The 13,764-nt window shown below is 69.2% G+C and carries 11 protein-coding genes; 6 read left to right on the top strand and 5 right to left on the bottom strand.

Annotated elements, in window-relative coordinates; all coding sequences use genetic code 11:
• Positions 1-266 precede the first annotated feature (266 nt).
• Entirely contained in the window at positions 267-1,325 is a 1,059-nt protein-coding gene (locus tag Q8Q85_04240) for a hypothetical protein (protein MDP3773455.1), read from the bottom strand.
• The gene (locus Q8Q85_04235; protein ID MDP3773454.1) at positions 1,322-1,969 is read right to left on the bottom strand and encodes a hypothetical protein; all 648 of its coding nucleotides are present in this window, start codon (positions 1,967-1,969) and stop codon (positions 1,322-1,324) included. Before Q8Q85_04235 ends, Q8Q85_04240 begins: the two co-directional genes overlap by 4 nt.
• Before the next feature lie 128 nt (positions 1,970-2,097).
• On the opposite strand from Q8Q85_04235, the gene Q8Q85_04230 reads away from it, so the two are divergent.
• The gene (locus tag Q8Q85_04230; protein ID MDP3773453.1) at positions 2,098-4,068 is read left to right on the top strand and encodes a serine/threonine-protein kinase; all 1,971 of its coding nucleotides are present in this window, start codon (positions 2,098-2,100) and stop codon (positions 4,066-4,068) included.
• Between the two features lie 5 nt (positions 4,069-4,073).
• Here Q8Q85_04230 and Q8Q85_04225 read toward each other — a convergent pair whose 3' ends face one another.
• Positions 4,074-6,887, bottom strand: coding sequence for a protein kinase (locus Q8Q85_04225; GenBank protein MDP3773452.1), 2,814 nt, complete (start codon positions 6,885-6,887; stop codon positions 4,074-4,076).
• Complete coding sequence (locus tag Q8Q85_04220) at positions 6,887-8,449, bottom strand: hypothetical protein (protein ID MDP3773451.1); 1,563 nt, start codon at positions 8,447-8,449, stop codon at positions 6,887-6,889. Before Q8Q85_04220 ends, Q8Q85_04225 begins: the two co-directional genes overlap by 1 nt.
• Positions 8,450-8,489: 40 nt before the next feature.
• Here Q8Q85_04220 and Q8Q85_04215 point away from each other — a divergent pair, with 40 nt between their 5' ends.
• From Q8Q85_04215 to Q8Q85_04195, 5 genes are all read left to right on the top strand, one after another.
• A complete protein-coding gene (locus tag Q8Q85_04215; GenBank protein ID MDP3773450.1) occupies positions 8,490-9,467 on the top strand; it encodes a metal-dependent hydrolase in 978 nt (325 codons plus the stop codon).
• Positions 9,467-10,549, top strand: coding sequence for a N(4)-(beta-N-acetylglucosaminyl)-L-asparaginase (locus tag Q8Q85_04210; GenBank protein ID MDP3773449.1), 1,083 nt, complete (start codon positions 9,467-9,469; stop codon positions 10,547-10,549). The genes Q8Q85_04215 and Q8Q85_04210 overlap by 1 nt, the downstream gene beginning before the upstream one ends.
• 98 nt (positions 10,550-10,647) lie before the next feature.
• On the top strand, positions 10,648-11,718 hold the full coding sequence (locus Q8Q85_04205; GenBank protein ID MDP3773448.1) for a BamA/TamA family outer membrane protein: 1,071 nt from the start codon (positions 10,648-10,650) through the stop codon (positions 11,716-11,718).
• 57 nt (positions 11,719-11,775) lie between these two features.
• Entirely contained in the window at positions 11,776-12,495 is a 720-nt protein-coding gene (locus tag Q8Q85_04200) for a cytochrome c biogenesis protein CcdA (protein ID MDP3773447.1), read from the top strand.
• Positions 12,492-13,022: a TlpA disulfide reductase family protein gene (locus Q8Q85_04195; protein ID MDP3773446.1), complete on the top strand. Its 531-nt coding sequence runs from the start codon at positions 12,492-12,494 to the stop codon at positions 13,020-13,022. The genes Q8Q85_04200 and Q8Q85_04195 overlap by 4 nt, the downstream gene beginning before the upstream one ends.
• 31 nt (positions 13,023-13,053) lie before the next feature.
• Here the strand turns inward: Q8Q85_04195 and Q8Q85_04190 are convergent, their stop codons facing one another.
• Positions 13,054-13,641 (bottom strand): redoxin domain-containing protein, encoded by a 588-nt coding sequence (locus Q8Q85_04190; protein MDP3773445.1) that lies wholly within the window; start codon positions 13,639-13,641, stop codon positions 13,054-13,056.
• Between the last annotated feature and the right edge of the window lie 123 nt (positions 13,642-13,764).

Genomic DNA, 13,764 nt, shown 5'->3' with positions numbered 1-13,764 from the left:
GGAGACGCCTCGCCCGGACGTTCCCCTACCGATTACGTCGGCGATAGGTGAACGCCCGGGCGGCGCAGGCCTGCTTCAGCGCGGGGGACTGCGAGGAGCTAGATGCCGAACGCTTCGGGCGGAGGGGTATTGGGGCGCGGCTTCTTCGCGGCTCGGTTCATTTCGGCTCCCGTTACGAAGTGCATACTCATGCGAACGAGTGCATAAATATACAAAGCGGCACGGGAGCGCAAGAGGGGGTGAGGGTGTGGGGTGACACCCGACACCTAATCCACCCGCTCCAACCTCGGATTCGCCCGGTAGACCCGCCCCGTCTTGGCGCAGGGCTTGCCCTCGACCAGCACGACGTCGCCCGTGAAGTCGTAGCGGCCCTGGTAGAGCGACGAGCCGACGCCGTACGCGTCCACCGGCACTCCCTGCTCCTCGAAAAGGCGGATCTTCTCGACGGTGAAGCCGCCGGACACGACGATCTTCACGTGCTGGAACCCTTCGGCGTCGAGGGCCCGGCGGACGTTCCATACGAGCTGCGGGTTCACGCCCGTGGGCCGGATGGTGCCCATCTGCGGCAGGACCGACTTGTCCACCATGGTCTCGGAGGTATCGAGCCGGACCCCGTAGAGCTTGTCGCCGAGGGCGCGGGCACAGGCGAGGCTGGCGCCGACGCAGTCGTTGTCGAAGTCCACCAGGGTGACGAGCCGGGTGTGCGCCGGCATCAGGTCCGCGAACTTGGTGGTCGCGAGAACGGTGTCCCCGCCGTACGCGGCGATGAGCGCGTGGGGGACGGTGCCCACGCCTTCGCTCCCCCACCAGGAGGCCTGGGCATCGGTCGAGACGCCGATCGCGCCTGCCACGTGGGCCGCGTACCCATCGCCGGTCTGGACCAGCCAGTGGTCGTGCCGGGCCGGGAAGAACATCACTTCCTTGGGCCGCGCCGCCTCGACGACCCGGCGCGTGTTGGTACCGACCTTGGTGCGCCGCGCGATGACCCCCAGGTAGAGGGTCTCGAGATGCGCGAAGGCGTCGTACGGGCCTTCGATCAGCATCACCGTCTCCCAAGGCTCGACCTCATCGCCGTCATGGAGGGCGTGGACGGTGAGCTCTTCCCACTCGACGGAGCAGAGCTTCAGGATCGCGACGGCCTCGTCCATGCCGCCCAGGAACGAGTGAGACTTGCCGAACACCTGCATCGTCACGCGGGGACGGTGCTGGTCGGCCAGCAGGATCTCGCGGGCGCGGACGAAGTACTTATCGGTGTAGTAGCCCTGCCGCATCTTTTCGACGGGCAGGTGGAAGACGGAGGGATCGAGCCGCTGCCGGCGCGTCATTGGGCCCCGAAGTGGCGGGCCTTCAGTTCGTCCAGCTCGGCGCGCAGCTGCGCCGCGTTCGGCGCGTCCGGGAAACGGTCGAGCACCTTCCTTATCTCCACGATCGCCTTCCCCGTGTCCTGGACGTTGTCTCGGTAGATGCCCGCGACGATCAGGGCGTAGCCCAGCTGCCGCTTCGGCTCGTTCACCCGCCGGTCGGCCTCGCGGTACGCCCAGATCGCCAGCCCGAAATCTTTCAGCTCCCGGAAGGCGAGCTGGCCCAGCTTCTCGCACGCCACGATGTCCTCCGGCTCCGTCTCGATCACGGCGCGGTACGCCTCCGCGGCCTTTCTGAGCTCGCCGCGTGCCTCCATCGCCTGGATGTTCGAGTGCTGGTTGACCGACGGCGTCGAGCTGCCGCTCGGCACGACGATGCGCCCGATCGCGTCGCCCACCGGCTCGATGATGCCGCGATTGATGAGGTAGTAGCCGCCCAGCACGCACCAGCCCGCGGCGCATCCGGCGAGCAGCAGCCAGCTCCACGAGCCGACCGTCACACCGATCACAAGGCTGACCGACGTGAAGATGCCGAGGAGGATGGCCATCCCCCGGATCTGGTTCTCCACGCGGGCGCCGTGGCCGATGTTCCGCGACTGGTCGCTCATGGGCGCGTGTACATAAGTGCCTGAGGCGAGGGTCGGCAAGACGCGACTCCGGGAGCCGGCGGGAAACCTCGCGGCGCCGTTTCGCGTCGTTTCTGGCAACCCCCGGCGCGCGGTGGTAGGATAGGCCCATGCCCGACGCAGTCGCTCCCGAGTTCATCGCCCTCCAGCAGGCCCTCATCGGCCGGTATTCGCTCGATCGGGAGCTGGGGCGCGGCGGAATGGGAATCGTCTTCCTCGCTCGCGACGTAGCCCTCGACCGCTCCGTCGCAATCAAGCTCCTCCCGCCTGCCATGGCCGCGCAGCCCGCGCTGCGCGAACGGTTCCTGCGCGAGGCGCAGACGGCGGCCAAGCTGTCCCACCCCAACATCATCCCGATCTTCGCGGTCGAGACGGTCGACGACTTCGTCTTCTTTGTGATGGCGTACGTGGAGGGCGAGACCCTCGGTCAGCGCATCCGCGCCAAGGGCCCGCTCTCGCCCAGAGATGGGACGAAGCTGATCCAGGAAGTGGCATGGGCACTCGCCTACGCCCACCTGCGGGGGATCGTCCATCGCGACATCAAGCCCGACAACATCCTCCTCGAGCAGGGGAGCGGCAGGGCGCTGGTGAGCGACTTCGGGATCGCGCGGGTCACGGAGACCTCGGGGAGCACGGCGGTCGGCGAGGTGCTGGGCACCGCGCAGTACATGAGCCCGGAGCAGGCCTGCGGCGAGCCGGTGGACGGGCGCAGCGACCTCTACTCCCTCGGGGTCGTCGGGTTCTTCGCCTTGTCGGGGAAGTTGCCTTTCGACGCTCCCGACATCCCCGCCTTGCTCGCGATGCAGATCACCAAGCCGGCGCCGCCGTTGGGGTCGGCCGCGCCGGGCATCCCGAAGCGCATCGCGCAGGCGGTTGACAGGTGCCTGGCCAAGGACCCGGCCGCGCGGTTCCCCACGGGCGAAGCGCTGGCCGAGGCGGTGGCGCAGTCCACTGAGCTTTCCCGCGAGCTGCCGGCGCCGCTGCGGGTGTGGCTCACCAAGGGCCGCGGCGCAAAACCGGCGCTCTACGGCTGGTCGGCGCTGATGGCCCTGACCGCCTGGCGTTGGGTGGAGGGTGGCCTCAACGCGGGCTCGATTGTCGGTCTCGGACTTTCGTGGGGTGCCTATCTTCTGTACCGCCTGCACCAGACACAGCGCATACTGGCGGCCGGATACGGCCTCGAGGATCTCCGGCTCGCGGTGCGCCAGCATACCGAGCGGCGCCGCGAGGAGATCGCGTTCGAGCAGACGGGCGGGCCGTCGCTGTTCGGCCGGCTGCTACGCGGGGCCACGCTGGTGGCGTTCGGCACCGCCATCGCCTCGGGGCTCGCGGTCATCCTGTTTCCGGCGGCTAGGGAGGGGACGGGGTGGTTCACAGTCTTCCTTTCGTCGTATGTCATCTCCGGCACAGGCGTCCTCCTCGGCCGCGCCATTCCCGGTCGGATCTTGAAGGCGAGCGGAGAAACCAAGCCCGACCTCGGCTCGCGCCTCTGGCTCGGCAGGGTGGGCAAGTGGCTGTTCAAGGTCGCCGGGGTGGGAGTCAAGCGGCCCGCGCTGCCGGCCGGCGCAACGCATCGTCCGACCGAGCTCGCCATTGGCCTGGCGGCGGACGCGCTGTTCGAGTCTCTGCCTAAAGAGACCCGCAAGGAGCTCAAGGACCTCCCCGCGCTGGTGCGGCGTCTCGAGGCCGACGCGCAGGCCACCCGGGCGCGGGTCGAGGAGCTGGCGGCGATGTTGGAGGACGTGAGCGCCGAGGACCCGGCGGCGAAGTCGGCCTCGCTTAAGATCACGGGCGCGCCGGCCGGCGCCGTCATCGCGGGCGGGAGACAGAAGCTGCGGGACGACCTGGCAGCTCAGCGTGACGTCGCACAGAAAAGGCTCGGCGTCTCAGTGGCGGCGCTGGAGAACATCCGGCTCGACCTGCTGCGGCTCAAGGCGGGCGTCGGCACGGTGGATCAGCTAAGCGCGGACCTCTCGGCGGCGCGGGAACTCGAGGCGGAGATCGAGCTGGCGATCCAGGGGCAGGAGGAAGTGGCGAAGCTGCTGCGCAATCCGCGTGGAGGAGAGCCTGCCGCGGGCTGAGCGTCCTACCCCTCCAGCTCGGCCTGCCTCTCCTTGATCTGGCGGACCAACCGCGTGACGTGGGCGCGCTCCGCCTGGCGGAGCGCGTCGTCGAAGGCGGCGCGCGCGGCGGGCAGGTCACTCGCGGCGGCCGCGACCTGGCCGATCAGCGACGCGGCGCGCGCCGACGAGTAGGGGTCGGCAGCCTCGGCGAAGATGACGCTCGCCTCGCGCGCGGCTCGGACCGCCTCGTCGAGGTTCCTCGCTTTCAGCTCGGCGTGGCCGAGGGCCAGGAGGGCCTCACCCACCTGGAACCGGTCGCCCGTCTCTTCCGCCGCGGCCTTCGCCCGCTTCGCGGCTTCGATCGCCTCCGGGACTTCGCCCGCCGCGGCCAGCGCTTCGGCCAGGACGATCTCCACCGCCGTGCGCTTCTGAGGCGGCAGCGCTCCCGCGTTCTCGGCCAGTTTCTTCGCCTCCGCCGCCGCGGCCACCGGACTCACCGTACCGGCCACCAGCGCGCAACGCAGTTCTTTTCGCCTGAGGTTGGTCGCGGCCTCGGGGCTCGCGTCTCCCACCAGGCGGGCGCGGGCGTACGCGGCCGCCGCCTCGCCGTTACGGTCGAGGCGCCGCAGCGCGTCGCCGCGCAGCTCGTGCGCCTCGCCTTTCTCTTCCGCCGTCTCGCCGGTCTCGGCCGCCATCACCGCGAACGTCACCGCGTCGTCGTAGTCGTGGACGTTGAGGGCGTGGCGCGCCGCCACGCGGGCCGCCACGGACGCGCGGGCGAAATCGCCGGCATGGTACCAGTGCCAGGCCATGACGCCGGCGGGGGAGTCGGGATGCTGCGCCAGCGCTTCGGCGATCTGGCCGTGGAGCTTGCGCCGGCGCCGCGCGTTCATCGCCTGCGCCAGGACCTGCCCGAGCTTGTTGTGGGTGAACCGATACCAGTCGCCCTGTGGGCGTTGGAGCGGCGACAGCACGCCGGCGAAGACCGCCTCGTCGAGGGCGTCGAGGACGGCGTCCTCGGCCCGGGTCGAGAGCTCGATGAGCAGGTCAACGTCGAACTCGCGACCCACTACCGCCGCTATCTGGAGGATCTCCCGCGCCGCGGGGGACATCCCCTTGAGCCGCCGCTGCACGACGTCGGCGACAGCCTCGGGCGGCGGAGCGTCCGCGAACGACACGCGCAGCTCGTCGGTGACCCGGTCCATGTCGCCGCGCTCGATGAGCGATCTGACCACCTGCTCGATGAAGAACGCGTTGCCCTCGGTATGGCCGTAGACGAAGCGCACCAATTCCTCGGGCGCCTCACGGCCCAGCGCGCGGGAGAGCCAGGCGGCGACAGCCTCGTAGCCGAGCGGGCGGAGCGTGACCCAGATGACGTTCTCGAGCCGTCGCATCCGCTCCCGCACCTCCGACGTGCCGCGCCCCACGGAGCTGCTGGTCACGAGAAGTAGCGGCACGTCCGAGATGTCGTGCGCGAGGAACTCGAACAGCGAGATCGAGGCGGGGTCGCACCAGTCGAGGTCCTCCATGCCGATCAGCACCGGCCCGCGCTCGGCCGCACCGCGCACCAGGAGCGTCACCTCGTCGTAGAGCACCGCGCGGTCCGGCGCGCGCGTATCGAGCCTGGCATCGGCGAGGGCCAGGATGGCGGGCCAGGTGCGCCCCTCGGCCGCGCGAAGCTGGAGCGCGCGCCGCAGTATCGGCAGGCACGGTCCGTAGGGGCGGACGACGTCGGCTTCGTAACCGCGCCCGGTGACCTGTGCTGCTTCGTCGCCCGCGGCCTCGCGTTCGGCCTGCTCGAAGAACGACGACTTGCCGGCCCCTTCGTCTCCCTCGATCCAGAGCAGCGTGGTCCGGCCGGTGCGCGCGGTGGCCCACGCGTCGCGCACCATCCGCATCTCGCGCTCGCGGCCGGCGAAGCGGAGCGCCGCGAAGTGCGACTGCCACCGGTCGAGCTGGCCTGAGACCCTGCTCCGGCGCGGCGACGCGCCTACCGCCGGCGGCGCGGCCGCCTTGACCGCATCATCGGCGGCGCGCGCAAACGCGGTGGCGGAGGGCCATCGTCCCCTGGGCTCCGGATCCAGCGCCCGCGCCACGACCTCAGTGAGCGCGGTGGGGATCTCCGGACGGAGCAGGTGCAGGGCCGTCGGTGGCTGGCTCATGCGCTTGGCGCGGAACTCCGCGAACGACTTGCCCGAGTGCGCGGGCTGGCCGGTCAGCATCTCGTAGAAGACGGTGCCGAGGGCGTAGAGATCGCTCGCCGGGCCGAGCGGCTCGCCCATGAGCTGCTCCGGGCTCATGTACGCCGGCGTGCCGACCGCGAAGCCCGCCGACGTGATGCTGCTGGTGGTCTCGAAGGCGCGCGCCACGCCGAAGTCGAGCAGCTTCACCACGCCGCCCGCCGCGAGCATGAGGTTCTCGGGCTTGATGTCGCGGTGGAGGATGCCGAGGCCGTGGGCCACGTCGAGCCCCTCGGCAACCTCCTTCAGGACCTGGAGAGCCAGGGCAAGCGGGAACGGCCCCGAGGTCTTGAGCCGCTGCGCTACGGTCTCCCCCTCGACGTACTCCATCGCCAGCAGGAACTCGCCGTACGGCGTGCAGTCGAAGTCGTAGACCTGGGCGACGCTGGAGTGGCTGATCTTCGCGGCGAGGAGGGCCTCGCGGCGAAAGCGCTGCTCCGCATCGGGCTCCAGCGTCAGCTCCTTGTGCATCAGCTTGACGGCGGTTGACCGCCCCAGGTGCACGTGCTCCGCGAGGTACACGGTGCCCATCCCGCCGGAACCCAGCTCGCGGACGAGCCGGTAGCGATTGACGAGCACCTGCCCCGTGCGGTCCATCAGGCGTCCTTCTTCTTCTTCTTGCCGGTCTTGCCGTTCTTGCCGGTCTTGCCCTTCTTCTCGTCCTTGTTCCGGTTCAGGCCTTCCTCGATCGCCTCGACGATGGTCCGCAGCGCCTTGATGCGCGCCCAGTACTTGTCGTTCGCCTCGACGATCGTCCAGGGCGCCCAGGTCGTGCTGGTGTTGGTGATCATGTCGACCACGGCGGCCCGGTACAGGTCCCACTTGTCACGGTTGCGCCAGTCCTCCTCGGTGATCTTGAAGCGCTTGTACTCGAGCTTCTCGCGCTCCTTGAAGCGCCGGAGCTGCTCCTCCTTCGAGATGTGCAGCCAGAACTTCACGATGACCGTGCCGAAGTTGGCGAGCGACAGCTCGAACTCCTTGATCTCCTGATAGGCGCGGCGCCACTCCGCCTCAGCGCAGAAGCCCTCGACCCGCTCCACCAGGACACGCCCGTACCAGGTGCGGTCGTAGATGGCGAGGTGGCCGGCCTTCGGGATCTGCCGCCAGAAGCGCCACAGGTAGTGGTGCGTCGCCTCATCACCCTTGGGCGCCGCGATGGGGATCACGCTGTACCCGCGCGGATCGAGCGAGCCGATGACCCGCCGGATGTTGCCGCCCTTGCCCCCGGCGTCCCAGCCCTCGTAGGCGATCACCACCGGCATGCGCTCCTCGAAGCACTTGAACTCCAGCGCGCGCAGCCGCACCGAGTACTTCTCCAGCTCTTCCTCGAATTTCTTCTCGGAGAGCGCCTTCTTCAGGTCCACGCGGTCGAGGACCGTCTCCATCTCCTTGAGCGCCGGGACGGAAACACTGGCCCGGGCGGTCCGCACGGGCTTCGCCGCTCCCGCCTTGGCGTTGAGCGCGGACTGCATCGCGTCGGCCAGCGTCTTGAAGATCTTGATGCGGCGGTAGTACTTGTCGTGCGCCTCGACGATGGTCCACGGCGCGTAGGCCGTGCTGGTGCGCTCGAGCATCTCCTCGGCGGCCCCCAGGTACTCGTCGTACCTCTGGTGCGTCGCCCAGTCCTGCTTCGTCACCCGCCACGCGTCGTACTTGCTCTTCTCGATCTTCTCGAACCGCTTCCGCTGCTCCTTCTCGCTGATCTGCAGCCAGAACTTGACGATCACCGACCCGTCGTCGGTGAGCATGCGCTCGAACTGCGCGATCTCGTTGTAGGCTGACTGCCACTGCTGCTTCGTCACTATTCCGTCCACCCGCTCGACCATCACCCGGCCGTACCAGGAGCGGTCGAAGATCGCCATCTCCCCGCGCCCTGGTATCTTGGTCCAGAAGCGCCACAGGAAGGGACGCAGCCGCTCTTCCGGCAGCGGCTCGTAGATGGGGTGAACCTTGTAGCCGCGCGGGTCGAGCCGGCCCACCAGCTTCTCGATGCAGTCGCCCTTGCCGGCCGCGTCCCAGCCCTCGAACAGCACGGCGACTGGGATCTTCGCGTCGAAGGTCTCCTGTTGGAGGTCGCGGAGCTTGTCGCGCAGCTCCTTGAACGACTTGTCGTAGGAGTCTTTTTCGATTCTCTTGTCGAGGTCCAACGTTTCCAGCATACCGGCCTCCCCCTGGGTGGGTGCCACAACCTATCAGCCGATGGACAATCTCTGCCACACCCTGGTCGGGCTCGGCCTGGCCGAGTCCGGTCTGAAGCGGAAAACAGCGCTTGGCACGGCCACCTTGCTCGTCGGAGCGAACCTGCCCGATGTTGACGTGTTCGCGTACGCTTGGGGCCCCGTCACGGCGCTCGGCTTCAGACGAGGATGGACGCACGGGGTGCTGGCGATCGCGGTCTGGCCGTTGGTGCTGGCCGGGCTGATGCTGGCCTGGGACCGCGGGGTGAGGCGACGCCGGGAGCCGGGAGCCGCACCGTCAGACCCGTGGTGGCTGGTCGTGCTCGCCGCGATGTCCGTCACGAGTCACCCGCTCCTCGACTTCCTGAACACCTACGGCGTGCGCTTCCTGATGCCGTTCAGCGACCGGTGGTTCTACGGCGACACCCTGTTCATCGTGGACCCGTGGATCTGGATCCTGCTGCTTGCCGGCGCGATCTGGTCACGCTGGCAATGGTCGAAGGAGGTCCCGCGGGCGGGCGGACCGGCGCGGGTGGCGCTCGTTCTGACACTCGCCTATGCGCTGGCTATGGCGGCGCTCAACGTCGCCGGGCGACGGCTGGTGGAAACCGCCCAGAGCGACCGCCTGACGATCCGCCACCTCATGACGGCGCCCGTTCCCGCGAACCCGTTTCAGAGGGACGTGGTGATGGACACGGACCGGGGGTACGTGCGCACATCCATCGCCTGGCTCGAGCGGCCAAGCCTTGGGGATGACTGGGACGTCATCTCCACGGGGGACTCGACCTCCGAAGCGCGCGCCGCGGCCGCCACTTCCGATGGCCGCACCTACCTCCGCTGGGCGCGATTCCCCGTTTTCCAGGTCGAGCGGCAACGGGGCGGCGCGCTGGTGCGTATCTCGGATGCCCGTTACCCCGGCCAATCCTGGGCCGAGGTGGCCATCCCAGTGAACCGACCGCTATCTTTGCCGAGAACAACACCCGCTCCGGAGCGACCGTGATGGATCAGCTGTCTCGTCGGGACTTCCTGCTGGCCGGCGCCGCCACCCTGCCGCTCGCGGGCAAGGCCGCGGCGAAGGCCCCGGGGTTCCCGGCCCCCTCCGTCGTCCTCCGGCAGGGCTCGCGGCCCTGCGTCGTCGCCTCGGCGAACGGCATCAGGGGCGTCGCGCGCGCGATGGAGCTGCTCAACCAGGGCGTGGACACGCTGGACGCCGTGGTCGAGGCCGTGAAGATCCAGGAGCTGGACCCGAACGACAACTCGGTCGGTTACGGCGGCCTGCCCAACGCGGATGGCGTCGTGCAGCTCGACGCTTCGTGCATGCACGGCCCGACCAAGCGGGCCGGCGCGGTGGGCTGCCTCGAGGGGATCAAGACGCCGAGCGAAGTGGCGAAACTGGTGCTGCGCTACACCAACCACATCTTCCTGGTGGGCGAGGGGGCACAGCGGTTCGCGGTGTCGTTCGGCTTCCAAGTCGAGAACCTGCTCACGGATGCGTCCCGCCAGGCGTGGCTCCGCTGGCGCGCCAACCTCAATCCCAACGACAATTTCCTGGATGTCGAGCGCGGCGAGACGTTCGTTCGTCCGCCCACTGGGACGATCAACTGCGCCGTGGTGAACGCGCGCGGCGAGATCTCGTCGGTGACGACGACGAGCGGGCTGGCGTGGAAGATCCCGGGGCGCGTGGGCGACTCACCGATCATCGGCGCCGGGCAGTACACCGACAACGACGTGGGCGCGGCGGGCTCCACCGGCCGCGGCGAGTCGAACATCAAGGTGTGCGGCGGCTTCCTGACGGTCGAGGGGATGCGGCGCGGCCTCACGCCCACGGACGCCTGCCTCGAGACGCTGCGACGGGTGGTCGCGACGACGGAGCCGCGCCTGCTCGATCCCCGCGGCCGCCCCAAGTTCCAACTCAACTTCTACGCCCTGAACAAGCGCGGCGAGTTCGGGGCGGCCTCGCTCTACCCCAGCCGCGTGGGCGAGGCGGCCACGGCCTACCCCAGCCGTTTCGCCGTGCACGACGGCCGCGAGGCGCGGCTGGTGGACTCCGCCTACCTCTACGACACGCCTGCGCCACGCTGAATCGAACGGCCGCGGCGCTCGCCGCCCTGCTCATTCTTGCGCCCCGGCTCGGACGCGCGCAGCAGCGGTCCGAGCCGTGGGTTTTCTACCTCTTCCCCGTGCCCACCTACAGCTCGCTCGAGGGGCTCATGGTGAGCATCACCGGCGGGTGGCGGAAGGCGCCTCCGCCGGGCCCGATCCCCGTCGGCATCTCGATCGAGCCCACCGCGTGGATCTCGACCAGCGGCACCCGCGGCATCCAGCTCACGCTCGACTACTCGGGGCACTGGCCGGGCTGGCGGTTCCTCGCCATGGGCGGCGCGCAGCGCGGACGACGCGCGCCGTTCTACGGGATCGGGAACGCGACCGAGGTGGACGATTCGCTGGAAGCGGCGAACGGCGGCGTCTCTCACTACTACCGCTATTCCCTGGTGCGCACCACCGGACTCCTCGCCATACGCCGGCGCATCGCCGGACCGCTGCACCTTCAGGTCGGCGGCCAGTGGCGCCACTACGCGGCAAGGACGCTGGACGGACTTCCCACCGCCCTCGGCGACACGATCGACACGGGGTTCACGAGCGACACGGGATCGTCCACCAGCGCAGAGCTGCGCGGCGGCCTCTTCTTCGACACGCGGGACGAAGAAGCGACGCCGTCGCGGGGGGTCTTGGTCGAAGCACTCGCGGTGCGCGGCCTCAAGGGCTCGGGCGACTTCGACTACACTCGCTACGCCTTCGGCGCCCGCGAGTTCATCCCCCTGGGGCTGCGGACCACGCTCGGGCTCCGCCAGTCGCTCGAGCTGTCGGACGACCGTCTCCCCTTCTACATCGCCTACGAGCGACTGACCGCCTGGCGGCCGGACGACGGCTTCGGAGGCCCCACGACGCTGCGCTCCAACCTGCCGGGGCGCTGGATCGGCGAGAACAAGGCGCTCGCGAGCGTGGATCTCCGTTACAAGTACTGGGACGGCGCCTTCGCCAGCTCGCCGTTCCGGCTGTGGCTACTGGCATTCGCGGACGTCGGGCGGGTGTGGAGCCACGATGAGCGCTTCGAGACGAACGGCCTGCACACCGGTTACGGCGCCGGCTTCCGCTTCCAGCTATCCAAGGGTTCGCTGTTCGGGTTGGACTTCGGCTGGAGCCCGGATGCGCATTTCGAGTTCGGCTCGGCGCTGACGATGGCGTTCTGACAGGCGCCCGGCGCGCCCGGCGGCAATCCCCAGTCTTCCGGCGTACCTTTCGACCTGATGCCCGCGATCCTCGCCACGCTGCAGGGCCTTTCGGAGTCCCTCCACCACCGTCCCCTGACGGCGGCGGCGGCGCTGTTCGGCGCGGGCCTCGTCACGAGCCTCACCCCGTGCGTCTATCCGATGATCCCCATCACCGCCGGGCTCCTGGCCGGCAGCGCCCGCCAGAACGCATCACGGGCGAGGACCATCGGCCTCACGCTTACGTACGCCTGCGGCCTCGCGCTCTTCTACGCGCTGCTCGGGCTGCTGGCCGGGCTCACCGGCTCGCTGTTCGGCACCATCGGGTCGAATCCCTGGGTGCGCTTCGCAACCGGGAACCTTCTACTCCTCTTCGCGCTTGCCATGCTCGACGTCATCCCTGTCTCCGCGCCTCAGCGGCTCGTGGCCTGGGCTAGAAGCCTCGGCGGAGGTTCGTATCCCGCGGTCTTCCTCCTCGGCGCGACATCAGGCATCGTGGCCGCGCCGTGCGGTGCTCCGGCGTTCGCCGCGGTGCTCACCTGGGTCGCCTCGACGAAGAGCGCGGCGCTCGGCTTCATCTACCTCTTCGTGTTCTCGCTGGGCATGACGGCGCTGCTGATCGTAGTGGGCCTCTCGTCGGGAACGCTCGCCGCGCTGCCACGCTCCGGCCGATGGATGCTGTGGATCAAACGAGCGGCGGGACTCGTCTTGCTCGGTATGGCCGAGTACTACTTCATACAGATGGGAACTGTCCTGTGAGTAGGACCCTCCAGACCACGCTCGCGCTAGCCGCGCTCGCGACCGCGACCGCCCTTACCTGCCCTCGCGTACTCGCCGCGCAGGACGAAGTGATCGGCATCGCCCTCGGCGCGACGCCGCCGGCCGTGCAAGTCGAGGACCTGGACGGGCAGGCGGCGGATTTCTCGGCGTTCGTGGGGCGCCGTCCCGTGCTGGTCGAGTTCTGGGCGACCTGGTGCACGAACTGCCGGGCACTGTTGCCGAAGATGGAGGCCGCATATCAGCGGTATGGCCGGCGCGTGGATTTCGTCGTGGTGGGAGTGGGCGTCAACCAGACGCGGAACACGATGCGCCGTCACCTCGAGACCCACCGGATGCCATTCCGGTTCTTCTTCGATGCCACCGGGAGCGCGGTGCGCGCGTTCGAGGCCCCGGCGACGTCCTACGTGGTGGCGCTGGACGCTCGGGGACGCGTGGTGTACACCGGGGTCGGTCCGGACCAGGATATCGAGGCGGCAGTGCGGAGGGCGGTGGGGGAAAGGCGTTGACCTTCAACGCTTCTCTTTCCTCAACCGTTTCTCAGTTCCCTGCCGCCGGCACAGTCCTATCGATCGCCTGCCCCAGCTCGGTGTACGCCGTCGGATCCACCTCCCGGAACGGCACCGCCCGGTACGCGATCCTGCCATCCGGCCCCACCACGAAGAGATTCCGGTTCGTCATGGTCGGCCGCGAGGCCAGCGCGCCGTACGCACGCCCCACCACCGCGCCCGAATCACTCGCGAAGAGGAACGGGAACTCGCTCTCCCGTGCCCACGCCGCCTGCATCGTATCGGGGTCCGCGCTAATGGCGATGAGCACCACGTTACGGCCGTCCCTGAATAGCTGCGCGTACTGATCACGGTACGCGTTCATTTGAACGGTTCAGCCACGCGTTCGCGATCGGAAGTAGAACGCCAGGACCACGGTCTTCCCCCGAAAGTCGCTGAGGCGGATCGGGTCCTGCAGGACCCCGAAACGGGTCGCGCCGGGCAGCGCGAAGTCCGGCGCCACCGCGCCGATCTCGAGCGGGGGCGTGGCCTGGGCCGCTGGAGCCGCCTGGGCGCGAGCGGCCGAGGCGGAGGCCGCGAGGCCGATGGCGGCAAAGAGCACGGAAGAGCGTCGCTGCATCGTTACCCTCTCCGGTAAAAGGCGAAATGCGGACCTGACCACTAGTATACGCTGCTGGGATGCCCGGTGTTAGACGGCCGCGCTGGGCCGGTCTGAATCCTAACGTCGGCGGTGGCCGTAGGG

Source organism: Gemmatimonadales bacterium, assembly GCA_030697825.1.
In the GTDB taxonomy this organism is placed as follows: Bacteria; Gemmatimonadota; Gemmatimonadetes; order Gemmatimonadales; family JACORV01; genus JACORV01.
This window is presented reverse-complemented; position numbering and strand designations above follow the sequence as displayed.